Source organism: Ramlibacter rhizophilus (genome assembly GCF_004681965.1).
Classification (GTDB): domain Bacteria; phylum Pseudomonadota; class Gammaproteobacteria; order Burkholderiales; family Burkholderiaceae_C; genus Ramlibacter; species Ramlibacter rhizophilus.
Genome location: NZ_SMLL01000002.1, coordinates 88,046 through 106,600 on the forward strand (window position 1 = coordinate 88,046; position 18,555 = coordinate 106,600).

Here is an 18,555-nt window from a genome sequence, read left to right on the forward strand (position 1 = left end):
CGCTCAGGCCGCGGGCCCTGCGGCGGCCGACTCCGAGGCCGCTTCCTCCTCGCGTGGCAACTCGTAAAGCCAGAACGGCGGCTGCTCGGGACGCCGGCGTAGCAGGAGCGGCCGGGCGACGTTGAACACCGGCACGCCGTTCATCGTGCGCGCCTCCACCGTGCCGCGATGCGCATGGCCATGGAACACCGCATCGACCGGGTAGCGCAGGAGCGGCTCCTCCAGGCGGCTGCTGCCCAGGAAGGGGAAGATCTCCACCGGCTCGCCCTGCACCGTGCCGACGATCGGCGCGTAGTGCAGCAGCGCGATCCGCCGCGGCGTGCGCAGCTTGGCCAGGGCGGCCTCCAGCTTCATGGCCTCGTTCAGCGCCTCCTTGACGAACAGCTTGATGACCGGCTCGCCCCAGGCACCGAGCGAGCCGCGGCCGAAACCGCCCGCGAAGCCCTTGGCGCCGGCGATGCCCACGCCCTCGATCTCGCACACGCCCCCGTCGAGGACGCGCACGCCGGCCTGCGTGAGGATGTCCGTGACCACCTCGGGCGTGCCGGACTCGAAATCGTGGTTGCCCAGCACCGCGACGATGGGCACCGACACCGTGGCCAGTTCCTCCGCCAGCACCTGCGCTTCTTCGGCCGTGCCGTAGTCGGTGAGGTCGCCGCACAGGAGCAGCGCATCCGCCGCTTCGCTCGCCTGCGCGAAGAAGCCGCGCAGGCTGCCGGCCGAATCCTTGGTCACGTGAATGTCGCCGACGGCCGCGAAGCGCACGGTGCTTTCCGAGCGGGCGTGTCGGGCGGGTCGAGGCGTGTGGGGCATGGGAAGCCATGCTGAAGGCTCAGGCGGGCCGGGGCCATCGTCCATCCGCCGTGCCGGGCTGTAGGCCGATGCTGATGGTGCGCGGGCCTCTTGTCCTGTACGGCGGCGCGTTGCCCCTGGTTAGGCTCGCGCTCCCTGAACCCGTAAAGCCCATCGCATGCCCTCCCCGGCCCTGGCCCCCTCCCTGGAGGAAGAAGTCGCCACCGGCACCGCCGAGTTCTACCGCGGGGTGCTGCGCACGCTGCAGGCCGCGCGCATTCCCTTCCTCGTGGGCGGCGCATTTGCGCAGGCCTGCTTCACCGGGATACGGCGCTCCACCAAGGACCTGGACCTGTTCATCCGCCGGGAGGACTACCCGCGAGCGACGCGCGTGCTCACCGATGCCGGCTGGCGCTGCGAGCTGCCCTACAGCCATTGGCTGGCGAAGGTGTACCAGGGCGAGGAGTTCATCGACCTGATCTTCAACTCCGGCAATGGCGTGGCGCCGGTGGACGAGCGGTGGTTTCGCAACAACATCGAGGTCGAGGTCCTGGGCGTCGCCGTGCGTGTGGCCAACCTGGAGGACAGCCTGCTGACCAAGGCCTTCATCATGGAGCGCGAGCGCTATGACGGCGCCGACGTCGCGCACCTGCTGCAGGCGAATGCGGAGCATGTGGACTGGCCGGGCCTGATCGAGCGCTTCGGCAGCCACTGGCGCGTGTTGCTGGCCCACCTGTCCCTGTTCGGCTACATCTATCCCGGCGAGCGGCACCGCATCCCGCGCTGGGTCATGGACCGGCTGCTCGCCCGGCTGTTCCTGGAGACGGCCGCACCGCCCGGCGAAGACCCGCACGTGTGCGCGGGCACCCTGCTGTCGCGCGAGCAGTACCTGCACGACGTGACCCGATTGGGCTACATGGACGGACGCCTCACGCCGGCGAGCACCATGACCGCCGAAGAAATCGCAGTCTGGACGCAGGCCATCCCCGAACGCCAGGACGGCGGCGCGGACCCCGGAACGCGCTGAGGTTTGTTTCAGGCGCCGCTGGCGACCGCGAACAGCTTGCGGCCGGTTCGCCCTTCGACGTACACGCCCTCGACCTCTTCGCGCAGGTATTCCCCGGTTGCGAGCAGCTGCACGAAGCGGCGCAGGGGGTCGGTCTCGATGCGCCTGACGCCTCGAACCGCCGTGCTGGCCCAGAACTCCACCACGGGCTCGGCCCGGCCGGATTCGTCGACGACGGTGAAATAGCGGGTGCGTTGCGCGGGATCGGACATGGTGCGCGCCCCAAAGGAATTGCTGCGGCGCAACAAGTATGGCCCGCCCGGGCGCATGCCGCAATGCCCAGGCTGTAACAGCGAGGGGGGCTGCGCGCGGACGGCGCCTCAGCCGCTCACGGGGTCGCCGCTGCGCAACTCCCGCGCCAATCGCCCGAAGCGCTGGCGGTACTGGGCCGGCGGCAGGCCGACCTTGCGCCGGAAGAGCCGGGTGAAAAAGCTGGTGTCGCTGTAGCCCACCTCCAGGGCCACCGCATCGACTGGCAACTCGCTGGCTTCGAGCATCTGCTTGGCCTCCTCCAGGCGCACGTGCTGCACGTACTCCAGCGGGGCCATGCCGGTGGCCAGGCTGAAGCGGCGCTTGAAGGTGCGCTCGGGCAGGCGCGACAAGGCGACCATGCGGGCCACCGGGCTCGGGTCGCCATAGTGCTCGGCCGCCCAGGCCTGGCAGCGGGCGATGAGCGGGTCCGCGGCGTGGCAGCCGTGCGTGAGCGACGCGTAGGCCTGGGGGCTCGTGGTGTTGAGGTCCATGAGGTTGATGCGTGCCACCCGCATGGCCTCCTGCGGTCCCGCGAAGCGCGCGATCAGCGCCAGGACCAGCAGGTGCCAGGACACGCCGCTGCCGGCCATGAGAATGCGCCGCTCCTCGCCGCCGACCACCAGGCCACGGTCGGCATGCCAGCGCACCTGCGGATGGCTGCGCCGCAGGTGCTCGCAGTAGGCCCAGTGCGAGGTGGCGTCCAGCCCGTCGAGCAGGCCGGTGTGCGCCAGCACCAGTGCACCCGAGCAGGCCGAGGCGAGCAGGCCGCCGGCCGCATGGCACTGCCGCAGCCAGGCCACCACGGGCTCGAAGCGGGCGTCCAGCGGCGTGCCCGGCGCCACGTTGATGTCGGTCACCACGGCCACCTCTGGAGTGGGCACGTCCGCCAGGCACGCCTGCGGCGTGATGCGCACCCCGTTGCCGGTCGCGAGCGGCTGGCCGTCGAGGCTCACCACCACGGGACGGAAGGGCGAGGGCTGTACCGGCTCCCCATGCAGCAGCGACCAGTCGCGGCGCACGCTCGCCAGTGCGTCATAGAAGCCGTAGAGCGTGGCCGCCGAGGACTCCTCGACCGCCAGCAGTGCGACGGTGATCGCTTGGGCCGGGGCATCGGACATGGCAGGAACGACCGGTTCGTTGCACGAATGCCGCTAGTGTAGGCAGCGCCTGCCGCCCAGACTACAGGCCGGATCTCTCCCCACCCTTCACCACCCGCAGGAGCCACCATGAGACACGACGAACTGGGACTGGACCTTAGCGGCGCAAGCGAGCGCGCGGCCGCCGCCTACCAGGGCGGACTCGACCAGCTGAGATGCTTTGTCGGCGACCCCCTGGCCGCCGCCGACCAGGCCCTGGCCGACAGCCCGGGCATGCCGATGGCACACGCGCTGCGCGCCTGGCTCCACCTGCTCGGCACGGAACCCGACGGCCCGGCGGTGGCGCTCGCGGCCTGCGAGGCGGCCGCCGCGCTCCCCGCCACCGAGCGCGAGACCCTGCACCTGCGCGCCGCCTCGGCGCTGGCACAGGACCGCTGGAGCGAGTCCGCGCGCCTGCTGGAGGACCTGAGCGTGCGCTGGCCGCGCGACCTGCTCGCACTGCAGGTCGGGCACCAGCTCGACTTCTTCACCGGCGACTCCCGCATGCTGCGCGACCGCATCGCGCGGGCCCTGCCGCACTGGGAACGCACGCTGCCCGGTTACCACGCCCTCCTCAGCATGCACGCCTTCGGGCTGGAGGAGACGGGCGACTACGCCGCGGCCGAGCGCGCCGGCCGAGAGGCCGTCGCGCTGGAGCCGCGCGACGGCTGGGGCTGGCATGCGGTCGCCCACGTCCACGAAATGCGGCACGAGCCGGCCGCCGGCACGCAGTGGCTGGGCCCCACGCAGGACACCTGGCAGGAAGGCAGCTTCCTGGCCACGCACAACGCATGGCACCTGGCCCTCTTTCACCTGGCGCTGGACGACGCGGAAGAAGTGCTGCGCCTGTACGACCGGGCCATTGCGGGCGCGGGCTCCAGCCTGATGCTCGACCTCGTCGATGCGAGCGCCATGCTCTGGCGCCTCCTGCTGCGCGGCGTGGACACGGGCGACCGGTGGCAGGCGCTGGCACAGCGCTGGCAGGACGCGGGCGTGCCCGGCCACTACGCCTTCAACGACCTGCACATGATGATGGCCTTCGTGGGCGCCGGCTGGCAGGACGCTCAGCAGCGCGTGCTGGCGGCGCAGGACGAGGCGCTCGCGCGCGCCGGGGACAACGCACGGTTCACGCGCGAGGTCGGCGCGGCGGCCACGCAGGCGGTGTACGACTTCGGCCAGGGCCACGATGCGCGATGCGCGCGCTTGCTGCGCGACATCCGCAGCCGCGCCCATCGCTTCGGCGGCAGCCATGCGCAGCGCGACGTGATCGACCTCACCCTCATCGAGGCCGCGCGCCGCGCGGGGGATGCCGCGCTCACCCGCGCCCTGGAGGACGAACGGGCCGCCATGCGCCCGCACCGGCCCCAGCGCCGGGTGCTCGCCGCGGCCGCCTGAGGGGCCCCAATCGGGTTCAGTGCCGCCCGTGCTTGTCCCAGCCCAGCGCACGCCCCGGCGGCCGGCCGTGCTTCTTGCCCTTGCCCGGGTGCCCCCCGTGCACGATCACCGGCGAGGGCGCCGCCTGGACCGCGATCACGGCCGGCGCGCCGCCCGGCTTGCGCTGGCTCGTGACGGAACGCCCCAATTCGGCGCCCAGGGCGCCCCCGGCACCGGCGCCGACGACGGCACCCGTGCTGCCCCCTACCTGCTGGCCCACCGCGGCGCCGGCGGCGCCTCCGGCGGCAGCGCCGATGACGGCACCCGTTTGGCCGCGCCCCGAGGTGGTGGCGCCCGCGCCGACCGCCGCGCCGAGGGCGCCGCCGATGACGGCGCCGTTGGATCCGCCGACACCCTGGCCGATGATGGCCCCCGCAGCGCCGCCCGCCCCACCGCCCACGGCGGTGGCGAGTTCGGCCGAGACCCATGGCGCATGCGCCAGCGCGGCGCCTGCCAGGGCGAGGAGGAAGGTGGTGCGTGTTGCCATGAGCGTTCGATGAAGTGAGTGCCGGGCCATTCTAGGAATGAACGGATGAGCCTGCGTCTGCGACGCACGTCGGGACGTATCGAGGTGTATCCGCACTCCATGGCGCTGGTTCGCTGCGGCGTGTCGGCGCATGCGGATGGCCCTGCCTCGGGGAAACCACCAACACACGCACGTGGCGTCGCGAGGAACAACGCGTTCGCGGACCGAACCAAGTTATCGTGGAGGCGCGACAGGGGCAGCGGATGCGCTTGTTAGCATCGCGGTCAGCGAGGCAAGAGGGGACGCTGGAGACGTCGCAACGAACCGCTACCGCAACCGAGGAGAAGTCTTGAAAAAATCACGCCCGGGCGCCGAGGTGTACATGCGCTTCCTGCAGCTTGCGGAAGCCATTCGCGGGCTGCCTACGCTGCCGCCGCTGGACCCGCTGGAGGAACGCATCCTGCAACTGGTGGCGCGCGCGACGCAGCAGCAGGCCCGGCTTTCCGTTCGCGACATGATGGCCAAGGACGAACTGGGTGCCCCCGCGACCATCCACGGGCGCCTGAAGTCCATGCGCGAGAAGGGCTGGATCGTGCTGGCCGAGACCGAGGACGCGCGCCGCAAGCAGATCGAGCTGACCAAGGCCGCCCTGCAGCACATGGCCAAGCTCTCGCAATGCATGGAGCAGGCGACGCGCGGCTGATTGGCGACGCGGCGCGCGGGCGCCGGCAGCGAGCGCGCTCCTACGAGCGCAGCGCCCGCCACCAGAGCGGCACCAGCGCGAGTCCGACCGCAAGCGCCACCCAGGCGGCTACCAGCCCCTCGCCCGGCGCGGGGAACAGCAGCTTGCCCAGCCCGTACAGGATCGTGAACAGCGACAGCGCGCAGCCTGCCGCCCGTCGCAGGGGCGCGACCAGTCCGCGCAGCGGCGCGCCCGGGTTCTCGCCGCAGCGCCGGGCGGTGCGGCCCCACCATCCGAGCGGCCGCACGCGACGGTAGAACGCATCCAGCGTGTGCGCCTGCGTCGGCGCCGTGACCAGGCTGGCGATGACGGCCACCCCGGTGCTCACCGCGGCCATGACGGCCAGGCGCTTCCATTCGTCCCCCGGCGCGGTGCCCCAGAACACCAGCAGCAGCGGCGCGGTGACCAGCGAGGCGACCATGGCGGCGACCTCGGCCTGCAGGTTCACGCGCTCCCACAACCAGCGCAGCACGAGCACGCCGCCCATGCCGGCACCGAACAGCAGCGAGATGAACCAGGCGGTCTGGATCGACCCGAGCCGCGCCATGACCGCCATCGCCAGCACCAGGATCAGGACGTTGGACAGGCGCGCCACGCGCACCAGCTCGCGGCCGCTCGCCGCGCGCCGCAGGATGCGGCGGCACACCAGCCCGTCGTAGAGATCGTTGCTCCAGTAGGAAGCGCCCCAGTTTAGGTGGGTGTCCACCGTGGAGGCCAGGGCCGCCAGCAGGCCCACCAGCATCAGCCCGCGCACGCCGGGGGGCAGGAGGTCGGCGATCCCCTGCACGAACAGCAGCTCGCGCGCGGCGGCGAAGCCTTCCGCCTGGGCCTGGGCCGCATCGAAGGGATACAGCACCAGCAGGCCCAGCGCGATCGCGAGCCACAGCAGGCTGCGCAGCAGGATCTGCAGCCAGGCGAACACCACGCCGGCCACCCGGGCGTCCCGCTCACTGCGGCAGGCCATGGCCCGTTGGGCCAGGTAGCCGGTCCCGTCGGCGTTCATCTGGAACAGCCACTGCATGCCCACCAGCACGAAGAATGGCGTGAGCCATTCGCCCGGACCCGGCGCCGGGCCGAAGGACATCAGCTGCGCACCCCGCTCGCCATACAGCTCGGCGATGCGCGCACCCAGTCCGTTCAGCCCACCCACGGCGTCGATCACGTAGAACGCGTACAGGGCGGTCCCGAGCAGCGCAATGGCGAGCTGCAGCACGTCGGTGCGCACCACCGCACGCAATCCGCCGGTGATGGAATAGGTCGCGGTGAAGGCCAGGATCAGCGCGATGGAGATCAGGTTGTTGGCGCTGGCCACCCGCGCCTCCAGGCCGGTCACGCTCTCGCCCAGGCGCACGCCGGCTGCTTCCAGCGTGCTGGCGATCGGCTCGTAGATGCCGCTGGGCAGCCACTGATGCCAGGGCAGGAAGACCTCGGCGATGCGGATCGCAGCCACCAGCACCATGGCCAGCACCACGCAGTTGATCACCGTGCCGTAGTACACCGCCTTGAGCACGCGCAGCGGCAGCACGCCGCGGCCGCTGTAGCGGACCTCGGTGAGCTCGGCATCGGTCAGCACGCCGGCACGGCGCCACCAGGCGGCAAAGAGGAAGGCGAACAGCAGGAAGGCCAGGCCGTAGATCCACAGGCGCCATAGTGCGAAGACGCCCGCCGTCGCAACCAGCCCGGTCACCAGCAGCGGCGTGTCGGCGGCGAACTGCGTCGCCGCCATGGAGGTTCCGGCCTGCCACCCCGGCAGGCTGCGGCCGGCGAGGAAGTACTCGTGCAATCCCTGCGAAGCCTGGCGCCGCGCGCGCAGTCCCGAGGCCAGGCCCCAGAGCACGAAGGCGAGCAGGATCGCCAGGTCGATCATCGACCGCGCGGCACCGGGCCCCAGAGCGGGAGCGTATAGACGATGCGGGCCTGCCGCCCCGCCTGGTCACCCAGGCGGTCCGTGAGGTTGATGGCAAGGCTGCGTCCCCCGGCCAGCCGCAGTTGCGTCGTGAGGCCGAAGACCTGCGCGGCCGGCGCGTTCCAGGCCGACTCGCGGGCATAGCTGAGTCCAGCGTGCCAGTGTCGCGCGAGCTGCGCGTTGACCGCCGCCTCCAGGCGCGCACGCGGGTCGGCCTCGCCTTCGTGAAAGGCCACGGGCGTGTAGTCCTGCTCGAAGGCATCCCAGGACAGGCGCCAGGTGGCATCCAGCGCCTGCCGCACCGTGCCCAGGCCCCAGCGCAGGCCCGATTCACCCAGGGCGGCCGAGTGCGCCACCACCGCATGGACCAACGCCGCAGACCCGAAGCCGTGCACCAGCTCCAGGCCGGTGGCCTGGCGCAGGCGGGTCCACTCGCTGCGCCACTCCCCGGTGAAACCGTGGCCGAATCCGCGCCGGAAGGCCGCGGCCGCATACCCCTCGCCATAGCGGTCCTGGTCGGTGCCCCAGCCGGTGCGCAGGCGGCCGAGCTCGATTTCATAGTCGTAGTGACCGGCCCCAAGCGGCCGAGGCCCGGAAGTCGCCGGCAGCCGGGGGGCGGGCGCGGGCGGGTGCAGCCGGGGGGTTCCGAGCAGCCCGCCCTGCGCGGATGGTCCAGCGAAGCCGAGGCCAGCCCGCGGGAGCGCCCCGGCATTGCCCACGCGGGCCAGGGGCGTGGCGTCGAAGCCCGGGGGCAGCGCCAGCGGGCGCCCCAGGCGCAGGCCGCCCAGGCGCACCGGCCGGCTCCACGCGCCGCCGCTGGCCAGCGTGTCGCCGACCACCACCGTGCGAAGCGGCCCCATGCCTTCAAGCTGCAGGCCGGAGTCGAGCCGCAGGGTGCGCGGCGTGAGCTCGGCCCCCGGCACCACCAGCATGCTGCTGCGCAGCTCCCACTGCCGCCCGGAGACGATGCCTTCCAGCCGCCCCGGCCCCGCACTCCCGGGTGCCTCCAGCAGTCGGTAGCGGATCTCGAGGTTGGGCGCCGGGCGCACGGCCACGGCCGAGGGCAGCGGGGGCGGTTTGGCCAGGCCCGGTGCCTGCGCCAGCACCACGGGCGCCGCGAGCGCTGCGGCGGCCAGGGCCGCGGGACGGAGCAGGAGTCGGGGCGAACGAAGCAGGAGTGACTTCGGCATGGGCGCGTTGTAGCTCATCGTAGGCGCCCCACCCCACATGTGCACGGGGGATGTCCCGGATCAGCTGCAAAGCGTGAATATGGCCGAGCTCAGGGCGACGCCGATGCCACGGCTGCAACACAAAGTTCCACCACGCGTTCGAAAGGCTTGCGGCCTCGATGACCCGGACGCCCGGCTCGCCTTCCGGCGATTCAAGGTCGCGCGCCTGGCTGTAGGCCAGCGCAGCCGGCATGAAATGATCCTGGCGCTGTGCCATGCGCGCCCGCGCGGACCTCTCGTCCAGGCGCAGGTACAGCACGCGCAGGCCCGGCAGCCGCTCGCGCAGCAGCTCACGGTAGCTGCGCTTGAGCGCCGAGCAGGCCACGAAGACGGGGCCGGGGCCTTCCGCCGAGGTCCGCGCGGCCGCCTCGGCCACGGCGGCGAGCCAGGGCCAGCGATCCTCGTCCCTCAGCGGCAGGCCGGCGGCCATGCGGTCCAGGTTGCGCCGGGGATGGAGGTCGTCCGCATCGATCCAGCGGGCGCCCAGGCGCTGCGCCAGCTCGCCCGCCAGCCTGGACTTGCCGCTGCCGGACACGCCCATGACCAGCCAGGCCGTGCTGTCGGCGCGGGCGCTGCCGGCCATCACCAGCGCAGAACCCGGCCGCCCACGGCCGCCCCCAGAGCGACCGGCACGGCCATGCCCAGCACGTACCACACGGCCAGGAACGGCGCAGCCAGCTCGGGGCAGTGCATGGCGTAGATCGCAGCGCCGGCGCCCCCCGAAAATGCCCCCGCCGCCGCGCCCGCCAGGCGGGGCCGCGTGGGCGCCAGGCCGCGCAGCGCCCACAGCGAGGCGACGAACACCGGCATCGCCATCAGGGCGACATTCGGCACGCATACCTGCCAGGTGCTGCCCCACAGGAGCGCAGGCCGCAGCGCCGACGGCGCCGCCAGCCAGGTGGCCAGGCCCAGGGCCCAGAGGGCCACGACCGGCAGCCCCATGCCCCACAGCCAGCGGCCGGCCGGCACGCCCGGGCGACCCAGGCGCTCCAGGGCCACGAAAGCGCAGGCCGCCACGGCGGCAGGCAGCAGGATCTTGGCCCAGTCCATGATCCCCACTGCGCCCGCGAGCAGCTGCGGCCGCAGGCCATAGCCCAGCGCCATCCACGCCATCGACATCACCAGCGCCGGCAGCGTGAGCCGCGCGAGACGCCGCAGCGCCGCCTGCCGGGGCACCGGCCGCGCCTGCTGCGCGAGCAGGGTGATGAGGTCGTCGGTTCTCATGTGGCGATCTCCCGTGCGGCGAGCCGGCTCGCCAGCGCCTTGATGCCCCGGTGGATGCCGACCTTCACCGCGGCCTCCGACATGCCGGTCAGCCGCGCGGCCTCGGCGACGGATCGGCCTTCGAGCTTGACGTGCACGATGGGCAGGCGATGCCGCTCGGGCAGGCTGGCGAGCAGGCCGTCCAGGTCGCGCCTCGTTTCGCGGGCCTGGGTGTCGGAGGCGGCGAACACCGGCAGCTCGTCATCCAACTCCTCGTGCAGCGCCTCGCGGGCGGACTTCGCGCGCAGCAGGTCGATCAGCTTGTGGCGGGCGATGGCATGCACCCAGGCCGTCAAGGGCTGGGCGGGCTGGTAGGTGTGTCGTTGAAGGTGCATCGCGAGCAGGCAGTCCTGAACCAGGTCTTCCACGTCATCGGGCCATCCGAACAGCTTGCGGCCGAGCCAGGCCCGCAGGTGGGCACCGATGCGGCGCAGGCACTCATGGTAGGCCGCCGCGTCGCCCTCCAGGCCGCGCACGAAGAGCGCGTGCAACTGCGCTTCGGTGTCGTTCGGGGTCATCGTTTGGTTCCTGGCGGGAAGTTCGGGCCGGCGGCCCTGGCGGTTACAGCCGCCCGAAGAACAAATTTCGCCACTGCCGCGTAACGCTTCGCGTCGGCGATCCGAAACCGGAGGGACCGCGCTGCCAGCCGGTCCCGACCTTCGCATCAACCGTCCATGGAGAGATCCGCATGAGCCACAACCCCAGCCACACCCTCGCCGTCTCCGCGATCGCCCTGTCCGCCCTCGCCGCGGGCGCCGCACTGGCCCAGTCCAAGCCCATGAACGACGGCAAGCCCGCGATGGAGAAGTGCTACGGCGTCGCGCTCGCCGGCAAGAACGACTGCGCGGCCGGCCCCGGCACCACCTGCGCCGGCACCTCCAAGGCGGACTGGCAGGGCAATGCCTGGAAGTACGTTCCCGCCGGCACCTGCACGGAGATCAAGACGCCCAAGGGCACGGGCTCGCTCACCCCCATCCGCAGCTGAGGCCGTCGGCGCCATGGCCGAATCGATCCGCGCCGGCGTCGGGCTCAAGCCCGAGCACTTCGAGGCCGCCCGTGCCGCGCGCGAACCGGGCCTGTGGCTGGAGGTGCACCCGGAGAACTACGCCATGGCCGGCGGACCGCGCCTGGCGGCACTGGAGGCGGTCCGCGCACGGCATGGGCTGTCGCTGCACGGGGTGTCGCTCTCGCTGGCCGGCGAAGCTCCACCCGATGCCGCGGCGCTGCAGTGGCTCGCTTGCCTGGTGCGGCGCTTCGAGCCGCTGTGCGTCTCGGAGCACCTCGCCTGGTCGCGCGTGGGTGGCCACTACCTGCCCGACCTGCTGCCCTTCGCGCGCACCAGCCGCGCGCTCGCGCGCACCGCGCGCCACGTGGCGCAGGTGCAGGAGGCGATCGGGCGCCCCATCGCCATCGAGAACCCTAGCCACTACCTGCCGCTGGCCGGCCACGAGTGGGACGAGATCGACTTCCTGGACGCCCTCGTCCGGCGCAGCGGTTGCCGCCTGCTGCTGGACGTCAACAACGTGCTGGTCTCGGCCCACAACCTCGGCTTCGACGCGGCCGCCTGGCTGGACCGCTTTCCCGCGCAGCACGTCGCCGAGATCCACCTGGCCGGCCACTCGCGCGATCCGGCACTCGGCGAGCGGCTGCTGGTCGATTCGCACGATGCGCCGGTCGCTCCCGAGGTCTGGGCCCTGTACCGTCGCTTCCTCGACCGGGCCGGTGCGCGGCCGACGCTCGTCGAGCGGGATGCGAACATTCCATCCTGGCCCGAGCTGCTGCGGGAGGCCCGGCAGGCACGCGCGCTGATGGACGACGCCCTCGCGCAGCGCTGCGGGGAGCTCGCGGCATGAGCTTCCAGTCGCTCTTCGCGCGGGCCGTGCGGGACCCGGCAGCCACGCTGCCGCCGCCCTGGGCCGCGCTCCCGGCGCACCCAGCCTTCGCGGTCTATCGCAACACCGTCGCCTGCGCCTGCATCGATGCCCTGGAAGCCAACTTCCCGGCCGTGGCGCGCCTGGTCGGCCGCGAGTGGTTCCGCTCGGCTGCGGCCCTCTACGCCCGCGCGCATCCACCCCGCACGGCCTGGCTGCACGCCTACGGCGACGAGGACTTCGGCGTCTTCGTGCAGTCGCTCCCCAGCGCCGCGCCGCTGCCCTGGCTGGCCGACGTGGCCAGCCTGGACGGCGCCTTCCGCGCGAGCGAAGGCGCGGAAGGCGCCGCCGCGCTGCCGGCCGACGGCCTGGGCGCGATGCCGCCCGAGCGCCTGGCCGCACAGCGACTGGCGCCCCACCCCACCGCCCGCTGGGCCTGGTTCGAGGCGCACCCCGCGGCCTCGATCTGGCGGCGCAACCACCCGGCCACCGCCGGCTCCGCCCCCGCCGAGTGGGACTGGCAGGCCGAGGGCCTGCTCCTCACCCGGCCCCAGCTCAAGGTGCAGTGCACGCGCGTGAGCCGTTCGGCCTGCCTGCTGCTGGACGGCTGCGCCCAAGGGCTGCCCCTGGGCGCGGCGGCCGAACGCGTCCTGTCCCTGCGCGCGCAGGCCAACGACCTGCCGGCCGCCCTGGCCACGCTGCTGGCCGCCGGCGCCTTCCGCTCGCCTCAACCCGGAGACCCGACATGAACAGCATGGAGTCCTTCACCCGCTCCCCCTCGACGGGGGCTGCCCGCGTGCCGCTGCATGAACGCCTGCACCGAGCCGTGAGCGACGACCTGCTCGCACTGGCAGCGCGCATCGCCATCGCCGGCATCTTCTTCCGCTCGGGCCAGACCAAGGTCGAGGGCTGGCGCGTGACCGACAGCGCGATCGAGCTGTTCCGAAGCGAGTACCAGGTGCCCGTGCTGCCGCCGGAATGGGCCGCGCACCTGGCCGCCTTCGCGGAGCATCTGTTCCCGCTGCTGCTGGTGCTGGGCCTGGCCACGCGCCTGTCGGCCGCGGCGCTCCTGGGGATGACGCTGGTGATCCAGGTCTTCGTCTATCCCGACGCCTGGTCCACCCACCTGTCCTGGGCGGCGCTCATGCTGTTCCTGATCGGGCGCGGCGCGGGCCGCTGGTCGCTGGACGCCCTGCTGATGCGCGCGCGCAGGGGCCGCGCAGCTTCGAGCCACGGAGTGTGAGAATGCGCGCGACGTGGACAAGCCCGTTACGCCCCCCGCTCGCGCCCTTCCTTCCCAGGCCCGCCCCGATGCCGCGGCGCCCGCCAGAGCGCTGCCCGGCGCGCTGCGCGCGCTCGGCGTGGTGGCCGCCTGCACCGCCCTGTCGGAGCTGATCGCCAGCCGCCTCGACCTGGCCAACATCATCATGGTGTACCTGGCCGGGGTCGTGTACGTGGCCCTGCGCGAGCCCGTGCGCATCGCGCTGGGCACCGTGGTTGCCAGCACCTTCCTTTTCAACCTCCTCTTCGTTCCGCCCCGGTGGGGGCTGAACCCGCTGAACACCTCGCACTTCTTCACCTTCGCCGTCATGCTGGGCGTGGGTTTCATGATCAGCCGCCTGGCCGAGCAGGCGCGCCAGCAGCGGCGGCTGGCCGAGCAGGCGGAGACCGAGCGCTTTCGCAGCACGCTGCTGGCCGGCATCTCGCACGACCTGCGCACGCCGCTGACCACCATCGTCGGCACGGCCACCAGCCTGCTTGAACAGGGCGACCGGCTCGACCGCGCGCAGCACGAGCTGCTCCTGCGCGGCCTGCTCGAACAGGCCCAGCGCCTGCACCGGCAGATGACCGACCTGCTGGACCTCGCGCGCATGGAAGAAGGTGCGGTGCAACTCCAGCCGGAATGGTGTCCGGCCGACGACCTGGTGGCCGAGGCGCTCGCGCCCCTGGCCGCGCGCCTGCAGGGCCGCCGGCTGGACACCACGCTTGCGGCCGACGCCATCGTCTGGTGCGACCCGCGCCTGATGGAGCAGGCCCTTTTCAACCTGGTGGACAACGCCCTGCGCTACACGCCCGCCGAGGCTCGCATCCGCATCGAGGTGCGCCTGCAGCCCGGCGTGTGCCAGTTCGTCGTGGCCGACGAGGGACCGGGACTGCCCGAAGGCCGCGAGCAGGAGCTGTTCCGCAAGTTCCAGCGCGGGCAGTCCGAGCCCGCCGGCGGCGGCTTCGGACTCGGGCTGGCAATCTGCGCCGCCGTCGCCCGGCTCCACCAGGGTGGCATCCAGGCCGAGAACGACGCGGGCGCGCGCTTCATGCTGAACCTGCCGCAGCCCGCGCGCCCCGACCTGGGGGACGATTGATGTCCCCCATGCCCACGGTCTTGCTGGTCGAGGACGACGAGGCCATCCAGCGCTTCCTGCAGGCCTCGCTGGAAGCCGAGGGCTACCGGGTGCAGGTGGCCGCCGGCGTCCGCCAGGCCGAGGCCATGGCGGCGGGCCGCCGCATCGACGTGTTCCTCGTCGACCTCGGGCTTCCGGACGGCGAAGGGCTGGATTTGATCCGGCGCCTGCGCGAATGGACGCTGCGGCCGGTGCTGGTCCTGTCCGCGCGTGCCCACGAAGCGCAGAAGGTGCAGGCCCTGGACGCCGGCGCCGACGACTACCTGGTCAAGCCCTTCGGCGCGGCCGAACTCCACGCCCGATTGCGCGTTGCGCTGCGTCACGCTGCGCAGACCACGCTGCAGGGCAGCGCCGTGGTCTGCGCGGCGGGCGGCGTGCGCATCGACCTGCAAGCCAGGAGCGTCTCGCGTGCCGGCGCTGCCGTTCGACTCACGGCCACCGAGTGGCGGCTGCTCGAAGCCCTGGCGCGCCGCGCCGACCGGGTCGTGACCACGAGCCAGCTGCTGCGGGACGTCTGGGGGCCGGGTCACCTGGAGCAAGGGCACTACCTGCGCATCTACATCCGCCAGCTGCGCCAGAAGCTGGAGGAGGCGCCCACCGAGCCGCGCATCCTCATGACCGACATCGGCGTCGGCTACCGGCTGATCTCCGCATCCTGACGGCGACCTGAAGCCGGGGCGCAGCCGCGCGCGCAGGCTCGGTCTTTTTACGCGCCGTTTACGGGGGCGCCGATACATTGCCGCGTCATTCCGGCTTAGGACGCACCCGTGCACGCACTGCTCGCCCTGGCCCGCTGCATCGACTGGGTCACCGACCGGTTCGGAACCCTGGCGCAGTGGTCCGTCATCCTCGCCTGCGCCATCAGCGCGGGCAACGCCATCATCCGCTACGGCCTGGACATCAGCTCCAACGGCTGGCTCGAGATCCAGTGGTACCTGTTCGCCGCCTGCGTGATGCTGGGCGCATCGCAGGTGCTGCGCCTGAACGAGCACGTGCGCGTGGACATCTTCTACGGCCGGCTCTCGGGCCGGGGGCGCGCCTGGATCGACCTGCTCGGCCTCGTGTTCTTCCTGCTGCCGGCCATGGCCGTGATGCTCTATCACGCCTGGCCCCTGTTCCTGCAGATGTGGCGCAGCGGCGAGATGTCCAGCAACGCCGGCGGCCTGGTGCGCTGGCCGGCCATGCTCATGCTGCCCCTGGGCTTCACGCTGGTGATCCTGCAGGGCGTCTCCGAGATCATCAAGCGCGTGGGCTGGCTCACGCATGCCCACGAGATGGACACGCACTACGAGAGGCCCCTGCAATGAGCATGGAGCACTTCCCCCCGCTCATGTTCGCGGGCCTGATCCTGATCATGCTGATCGGGTTCCCCGTGGCCTTCTCGCTGGCCGCCCTGGGCCTGCTGTGCGGCTTCTACGGCATCGCCATGGGCTGGTTCCCGGCGGCCTTCATGGCCAACCTGCCGCTGAACGTGTTCGGCATCCTCTCCAACGAGCTGCTGCTGGCCATTCCCTTCTTCACGCTCATGGGCGCGGTGCTGGAGAAGTGCGGCCTGGCCGAGGACATGCTCGACTCCATGGGCCAGCTGTTCGGCACCGCGCGCGGCGGCCTGGGCTACTCGGTCATCATCGTCGGCTTCATCCTGGGCGCGGTCACGGGGACCGTGGCCGGGCAGGTGATCGCCATGGCCATGATCTCGCTGCCGGTCATGATGCGCTACGGCTACAACATGCGCTATGCCACCGGCGTGCTGGCCGCCTCGGGCACCATCACGCAGCTGGTGCCGCCCTCGCTGGTGCTGGTGGTCATGGCCGACCAGCTCGGACGCTCGGTGGGCGACATGTACAAGGGCGCCTGGGGGCCCTCGGTGCTGCAGGTGCTGCTGTTCGCGCTCTACACCTTCGTGCTCACGCGCCTGCGCCCCGAGATGCTGCCGGGCGTGCCGGCATCGGCGCGCACGCTGCAAGGCTGGGCGCTGTGGAGGAAGTGCCTGCGCGGCATCATTCCTTCGGCCGTGCTGATCTTCCTCGTGCTGGGCAGCATGGGCGGCCTGCCCGGCATCTCGACGGCGATCGCCACGCCGACCGAGGCCGGCGCCATGGGCGCGGTCGGCGCCATCGTGCTCGCGGCCCTGCACCGGCGGCTGGACTGGCCGCTGATGAAGGGCGCCATGGCCGGCACCATGCGCGTGACCGCCATGGTGGTGTTCATCCTCATCGGCTCGCGCGTGTTCTCGCTGGTGTTCCAGGGCGTGGACGGCGGCAAGTGGATCGAGCACCTGCTCTCACACCTGCCCGGCGGACAGATCGGCTTCCTGCTGGTCGTCAACCTGTTCATCTTCTTCCTGGCCTTCTTCCTCGACTTCTTCGAGATCGCCTTCATCATCCTGCCCATGCTCGGTCCGGTGGCCGACAAGATGGGCATCGACCTGATCTGGTTCGGCGTGCTGCTGTGCGTGAACATGCAGACCAGCTTCATGCACCCGCCCTTCGGCTTCGCCCTCTTCTACCTGCGCGGCATCTCGGACAGCCTGTTCAAGAGCGGCGCTTTGCCCCGGCCGGTGGAATCGCGGGACATCTACCTGGGTTCCATCCCCTGGGTGCTGCTGCAGCTGGCGCTGGTGCTGGTGGTGATCTTCGTTCCGCAGAGCGTGACCATGTTCCTGGACGAGGCGCCCACGGTGGACGTGGACAAGGTGCAGATCGAAGCGCCCATGGCGCCGCTGGATGCGCCCTCCCCGGTGGACGAACAGAAGACCATCGACGACCTCTTCAAGCTGCAGCCGTCGCCGGCCACGGAAGGCGCGCGATGAACGCGCACGCGACGCAGCCCCCGGACGCCGACGCCGTCGAGGGCCCCGCCTTCCCCCGGGCCACGCGCCTGCTGGCGACCTCGATGGTCCTGCTCATGCTGTACTGGGCCGCGCGCAGCAGCCCGCAGGTCCTGCAGGCGCAGTGGACGGCGAGCGCCGCGCTGCTCACACTCGGCGCCCTGGCGCTGGTGCTGTGGTGCCTGGCCTGGATGTGGCGTTCGCGCACCCGCGTCGATGCGCAGGGCGTGCAGCAAAGCTGGGTCTGGCGCAAGCAGGTCCGCTGGAGCGAGGTCACGCAGGCCCGGCTGGTCGGCATGCCGGGGCTGGAGTGGCTCATCACGCCGCGCCTGGTGGTGCGTCCCCGGGGCGGCGGGATCATCGTCTTCCACGCGGCGGACCGCCGGGTGATCACCGCCTTCGCGCGCTTCGTCACCCTGGGCCTGCCGCCGGCGCCGGCGAGCGACGCCGCGGCTCAATGCCGCAGCACGTCGAGCACGTTGGAGTGGAACTCACGCCCGTACAGCACCGCGGTCACCAGCGCCGCCGCGACCGCGAAGGCCAGCGGGGAGACGAACCAGGCGATGGCCGCGAACGCGAAGTAATACGCGCGGATGCCGTCGTTGAAGGTCTCGGCCGCCATGCCCACCAGCTTGCCCGCGCGCTGCGCGAAGCGCTCGCGATCGACCTCGCCGCGCTCGAAGGCCTCGGGCGGCGGCATGGCTCCGAGCATCAGCGCCGCGAAGGTGTACTGGCGCATGGACCAGGAGAAGCGGAAGAAAGCGAAGATGAAGATGCCGGCCAGGAGCAGCATCTTCAGCTCCAGCACCTGCAGGCTGGTCTGCGCGGCGAAGGGGATCTCGCGCACCACCTGCGCGGTGCTGTCGGTCGTGCCGAGCAGCGCGAGCAGGCCGCCGATGATGATGATGGCCGTGGAGGCGAAGAAGGACGGGCTGCTGGAGAGCCCCTGCACGATCAGCCCGTCCAGCATGCGCGGCTCGCGCGAGGTGGCCTGCAGCATCCAGGCCCTTCGGTACAGGTTGGTGGTCGCCAGCAGGGTCACGGACCCGGATTCGCTCGCCCGCGCGCTGTACCAGGCGTAGCCGGCCCACACGCAAAGGAACCACGCGAGGGCCAGCGCGTCGGGCCAGGGGAGCAGGTCGAGGGTGGGCATGGCGCGATCATAGGAT

At 71.9% G+C, this 18,555-nt stretch carries 20 protein-coding genes and 1 pseudogene; 11 read left to right on the forward strand and 10 right to left on the reverse strand.

Features of this window, described 5'->3' with window-relative positions:
- Positions 1-3: 3 nt before the first annotated feature.
- Positions 4-813: a metallophosphoesterase family protein gene (locus tag EZ242_RS05075; RefSeq protein ID WP_135284063.1), complete on the reverse strand. Its 810-nt coding sequence runs from the start codon at positions 811-813 to the stop codon at positions 4-6.
- A 157-nt stretch (positions 814-970) separates the two neighbouring features.
- On the opposite strand from EZ242_RS05075, the gene EZ242_RS05080 reads away from it, so the two are divergent.
- On the forward strand, positions 971-1,819 hold the full coding sequence (locus tag EZ242_RS05080) for a nucleotidyltransferase (RefSeq protein ID WP_135284064.1): 849 nt from the start codon (positions 971-973) through the stop codon (positions 1,817-1,819).
- A gap of 8 nt (positions 1,820-1,827) precedes the next feature.
- On the opposite strand, the gene EZ242_RS05085 is transcribed toward EZ242_RS05080, so the two are convergent.
- Together EZ242_RS05085 and EZ242_RS05090 are read right to left on the reverse strand one after the other, a co-directional pair.
- On the reverse strand, positions 1,828-2,070 hold the full coding sequence (locus EZ242_RS05085) for a hypothetical protein (RefSeq protein ID WP_135284065.1): 243 nt from the start codon (positions 2,068-2,070) through the stop codon (positions 1,828-1,830).
- Positions 2,071-2,178: 108 nt separating this feature from the next.
- A complete protein-coding gene (locus EZ242_RS05090) occupies positions 2,179-3,228 on the reverse strand; it encodes a GlxA family transcriptional regulator (RefSeq protein WP_135284066.1) in 1,050 nt (349 codons plus the stop codon).
- Between the two features lie 108 nt (positions 3,229-3,336).
- Between EZ242_RS05090 and EZ242_RS05095 the strand changes: the two genes are divergently transcribed.
- Complete coding sequence (locus EZ242_RS05095; RefSeq protein WP_135284067.1) at positions 3,337-4,641, forward strand: tetratricopeptide repeat protein; 1,305 nt, start codon at positions 3,337-3,339, stop codon at positions 4,639-4,641.
- 16 nt (positions 4,642-4,657) lie between these two features.
- On the opposite strand, the gene EZ242_RS21925 is transcribed toward EZ242_RS05095, so the two are convergent.
- Positions 4,658-5,167 (reverse strand): glycine zipper domain-containing protein, encoded by a 510-nt coding sequence (locus EZ242_RS21925; RefSeq protein WP_167784650.1) that lies wholly within the window; start codon positions 5,165-5,167, stop codon positions 4,658-4,660.
- A 361-nt stretch (positions 5,168-5,528) separates the two neighbouring features.
- Between EZ242_RS21925 and EZ242_RS05105 the strand changes: the two genes are divergently transcribed.
- A complete protein-coding gene (locus tag EZ242_RS05105) occupies positions 5,529-5,849 on the forward strand; it encodes a winged helix-turn-helix domain-containing protein (protein ID WP_420821235.1) in 321 nt (106 codons plus the stop codon).
- A gap of 40 nt (positions 5,850-5,889) precedes the next feature.
- On the opposite strand, the gene EZ242_RS05110 is transcribed toward EZ242_RS05105, so the two are convergent.
- The 5 genes and pseudogenes from EZ242_RS05110 to EZ242_RS05125 form a co-directional block, all read right to left on the reverse strand.
- A complete protein-coding gene (locus tag EZ242_RS05110; RefSeq protein ID WP_135284069.1) occupies positions 5,890-7,755 on the reverse strand; it encodes a sodium:solute symporter family protein in 1,866 nt (621 codons plus the stop codon).
- On the reverse strand, positions 7,752-8,984 hold the full coding sequence (locus EZ242_RS21930; RefSeq protein WP_240786995.1) for a fimbria/pilus outer membrane usher protein: 1,233 nt from the start codon (positions 8,982-8,984) through the stop codon (positions 7,752-7,754). Before EZ242_RS21930 ends, EZ242_RS05110 begins: the two co-directional genes overlap by 4 nt.
- Before the next feature lie 175 nt (positions 8,985-9,159).
- A pseudogene (locus EZ242_RS22630) lies at positions 9,160-9,606 on the reverse strand (gluconokinase); the annotation flags it as partial.
- Positions 9,606-10,247: an NrsF family protein gene (locus EZ242_RS05120; protein ID WP_135284071.1), complete on the reverse strand. Its 642-nt coding sequence runs from the start codon at positions 10,245-10,247 to the stop codon at positions 9,606-9,608. The gene EZ242_RS05120 and the pseudogene EZ242_RS22630, both read right to left, overlap by 1 nt.
- Positions 10,244-10,804: a sigma-70 family RNA polymerase sigma factor gene (locus EZ242_RS05125; RefSeq protein WP_135284072.1), complete on the reverse strand. Its 561-nt coding sequence runs from the start codon at positions 10,802-10,804 to the stop codon at positions 10,244-10,246. Before EZ242_RS05125 ends, EZ242_RS05120 begins: the two co-directional genes overlap by 4 nt.
- A 170-nt stretch (positions 10,805-10,974) precedes the next feature.
- Between EZ242_RS05125 and EZ242_RS05130 the strand changes: the two genes are divergently transcribed.
- The 8 genes from EZ242_RS05130 to EZ242_RS05165 all read left to right on the forward strand — a co-directional run bounded on the left by EZ242_RS05130 (position 10,975) and on the right by EZ242_RS05165 (position 17,368).
- Complete coding sequence (locus tag EZ242_RS05130; RefSeq protein WP_135284073.1) at positions 10,975-11,271, forward strand: BufA1 family periplasmic bufferin-type metallophore; 297 nt, start codon at positions 10,975-10,977, stop codon at positions 11,269-11,271.
- A 13-nt stretch (positions 11,272-11,284) separates the two neighbouring features.
- On the forward strand, positions 11,285-12,139 hold the full coding sequence (gene bufB / locus EZ242_RS05135; RefSeq protein WP_135284074.1) for an MNIO family bufferin maturase: 855 nt from the start codon (positions 11,285-11,287) through the stop codon (positions 12,137-12,139).
- Positions 12,136-12,906, forward strand: a complete 771-nt coding sequence (locus EZ242_RS05140) for an HvfC/BufC N-terminal domain-containing protein (RefSeq protein WP_135284075.1) — start codon at positions 12,136-12,138, stop codon at positions 12,904-12,906. The genes bufB and EZ242_RS05140 overlap by 4 nt, the downstream gene beginning before the upstream one ends.
- 5 nt (positions 12,907-12,911) lie before the next feature.
- Positions 12,912-13,400, forward strand: a complete 489-nt coding sequence (locus EZ242_RS05145; protein WP_167784671.1) for a DoxX family protein — start codon at positions 12,912-12,914, stop codon at positions 13,398-13,400.
- 13 nt (positions 13,401-13,413) lie between these two features.
- Complete coding sequence (locus EZ242_RS05150) at positions 13,414-14,517, forward strand: sensor histidine kinase (protein ID WP_135284077.1); 1,104 nt, start codon at positions 13,414-13,416, stop codon at positions 14,515-14,517.
- Complete coding sequence (locus EZ242_RS05155) at positions 14,517-15,215, forward strand: response regulator (protein WP_135284078.1); 699 nt, start codon at positions 14,517-14,519, stop codon at positions 15,213-15,215. Before EZ242_RS05150 ends, EZ242_RS05155 begins: the two co-directional genes overlap by 1 nt.
- A 108-nt stretch (positions 15,216-15,323) precedes the next feature.
- Positions 15,324-15,863, forward strand: coding sequence for a TRAP transporter small permease subunit (locus tag EZ242_RS05160; RefSeq protein ID WP_135284079.1), 540 nt, complete (start codon positions 15,324-15,326; stop codon positions 15,861-15,863).
- Positions 15,860-17,368, forward strand: a complete 1,509-nt coding sequence (locus tag EZ242_RS05165) for a TRAP transporter large permease (RefSeq protein ID WP_135284080.1) — start codon at positions 15,860-15,862, stop codon at positions 17,366-17,368. Before EZ242_RS05160 ends, EZ242_RS05165 begins: the two co-directional genes overlap by 4 nt.
- A gap of 472 nt (positions 17,369-17,840) precedes the next feature.
- On the opposite strand, the gene EZ242_RS05170 is transcribed toward EZ242_RS05165, so the two are convergent.
- Positions 17,841-18,539, reverse strand: a complete 699-nt coding sequence (locus EZ242_RS05170) for a DUF599 domain-containing protein (RefSeq protein WP_135284081.1) — start codon at positions 18,537-18,539, stop codon at positions 17,841-17,843.
- Positions 18,540-18,555: the final 16 nt, after the last annotated feature.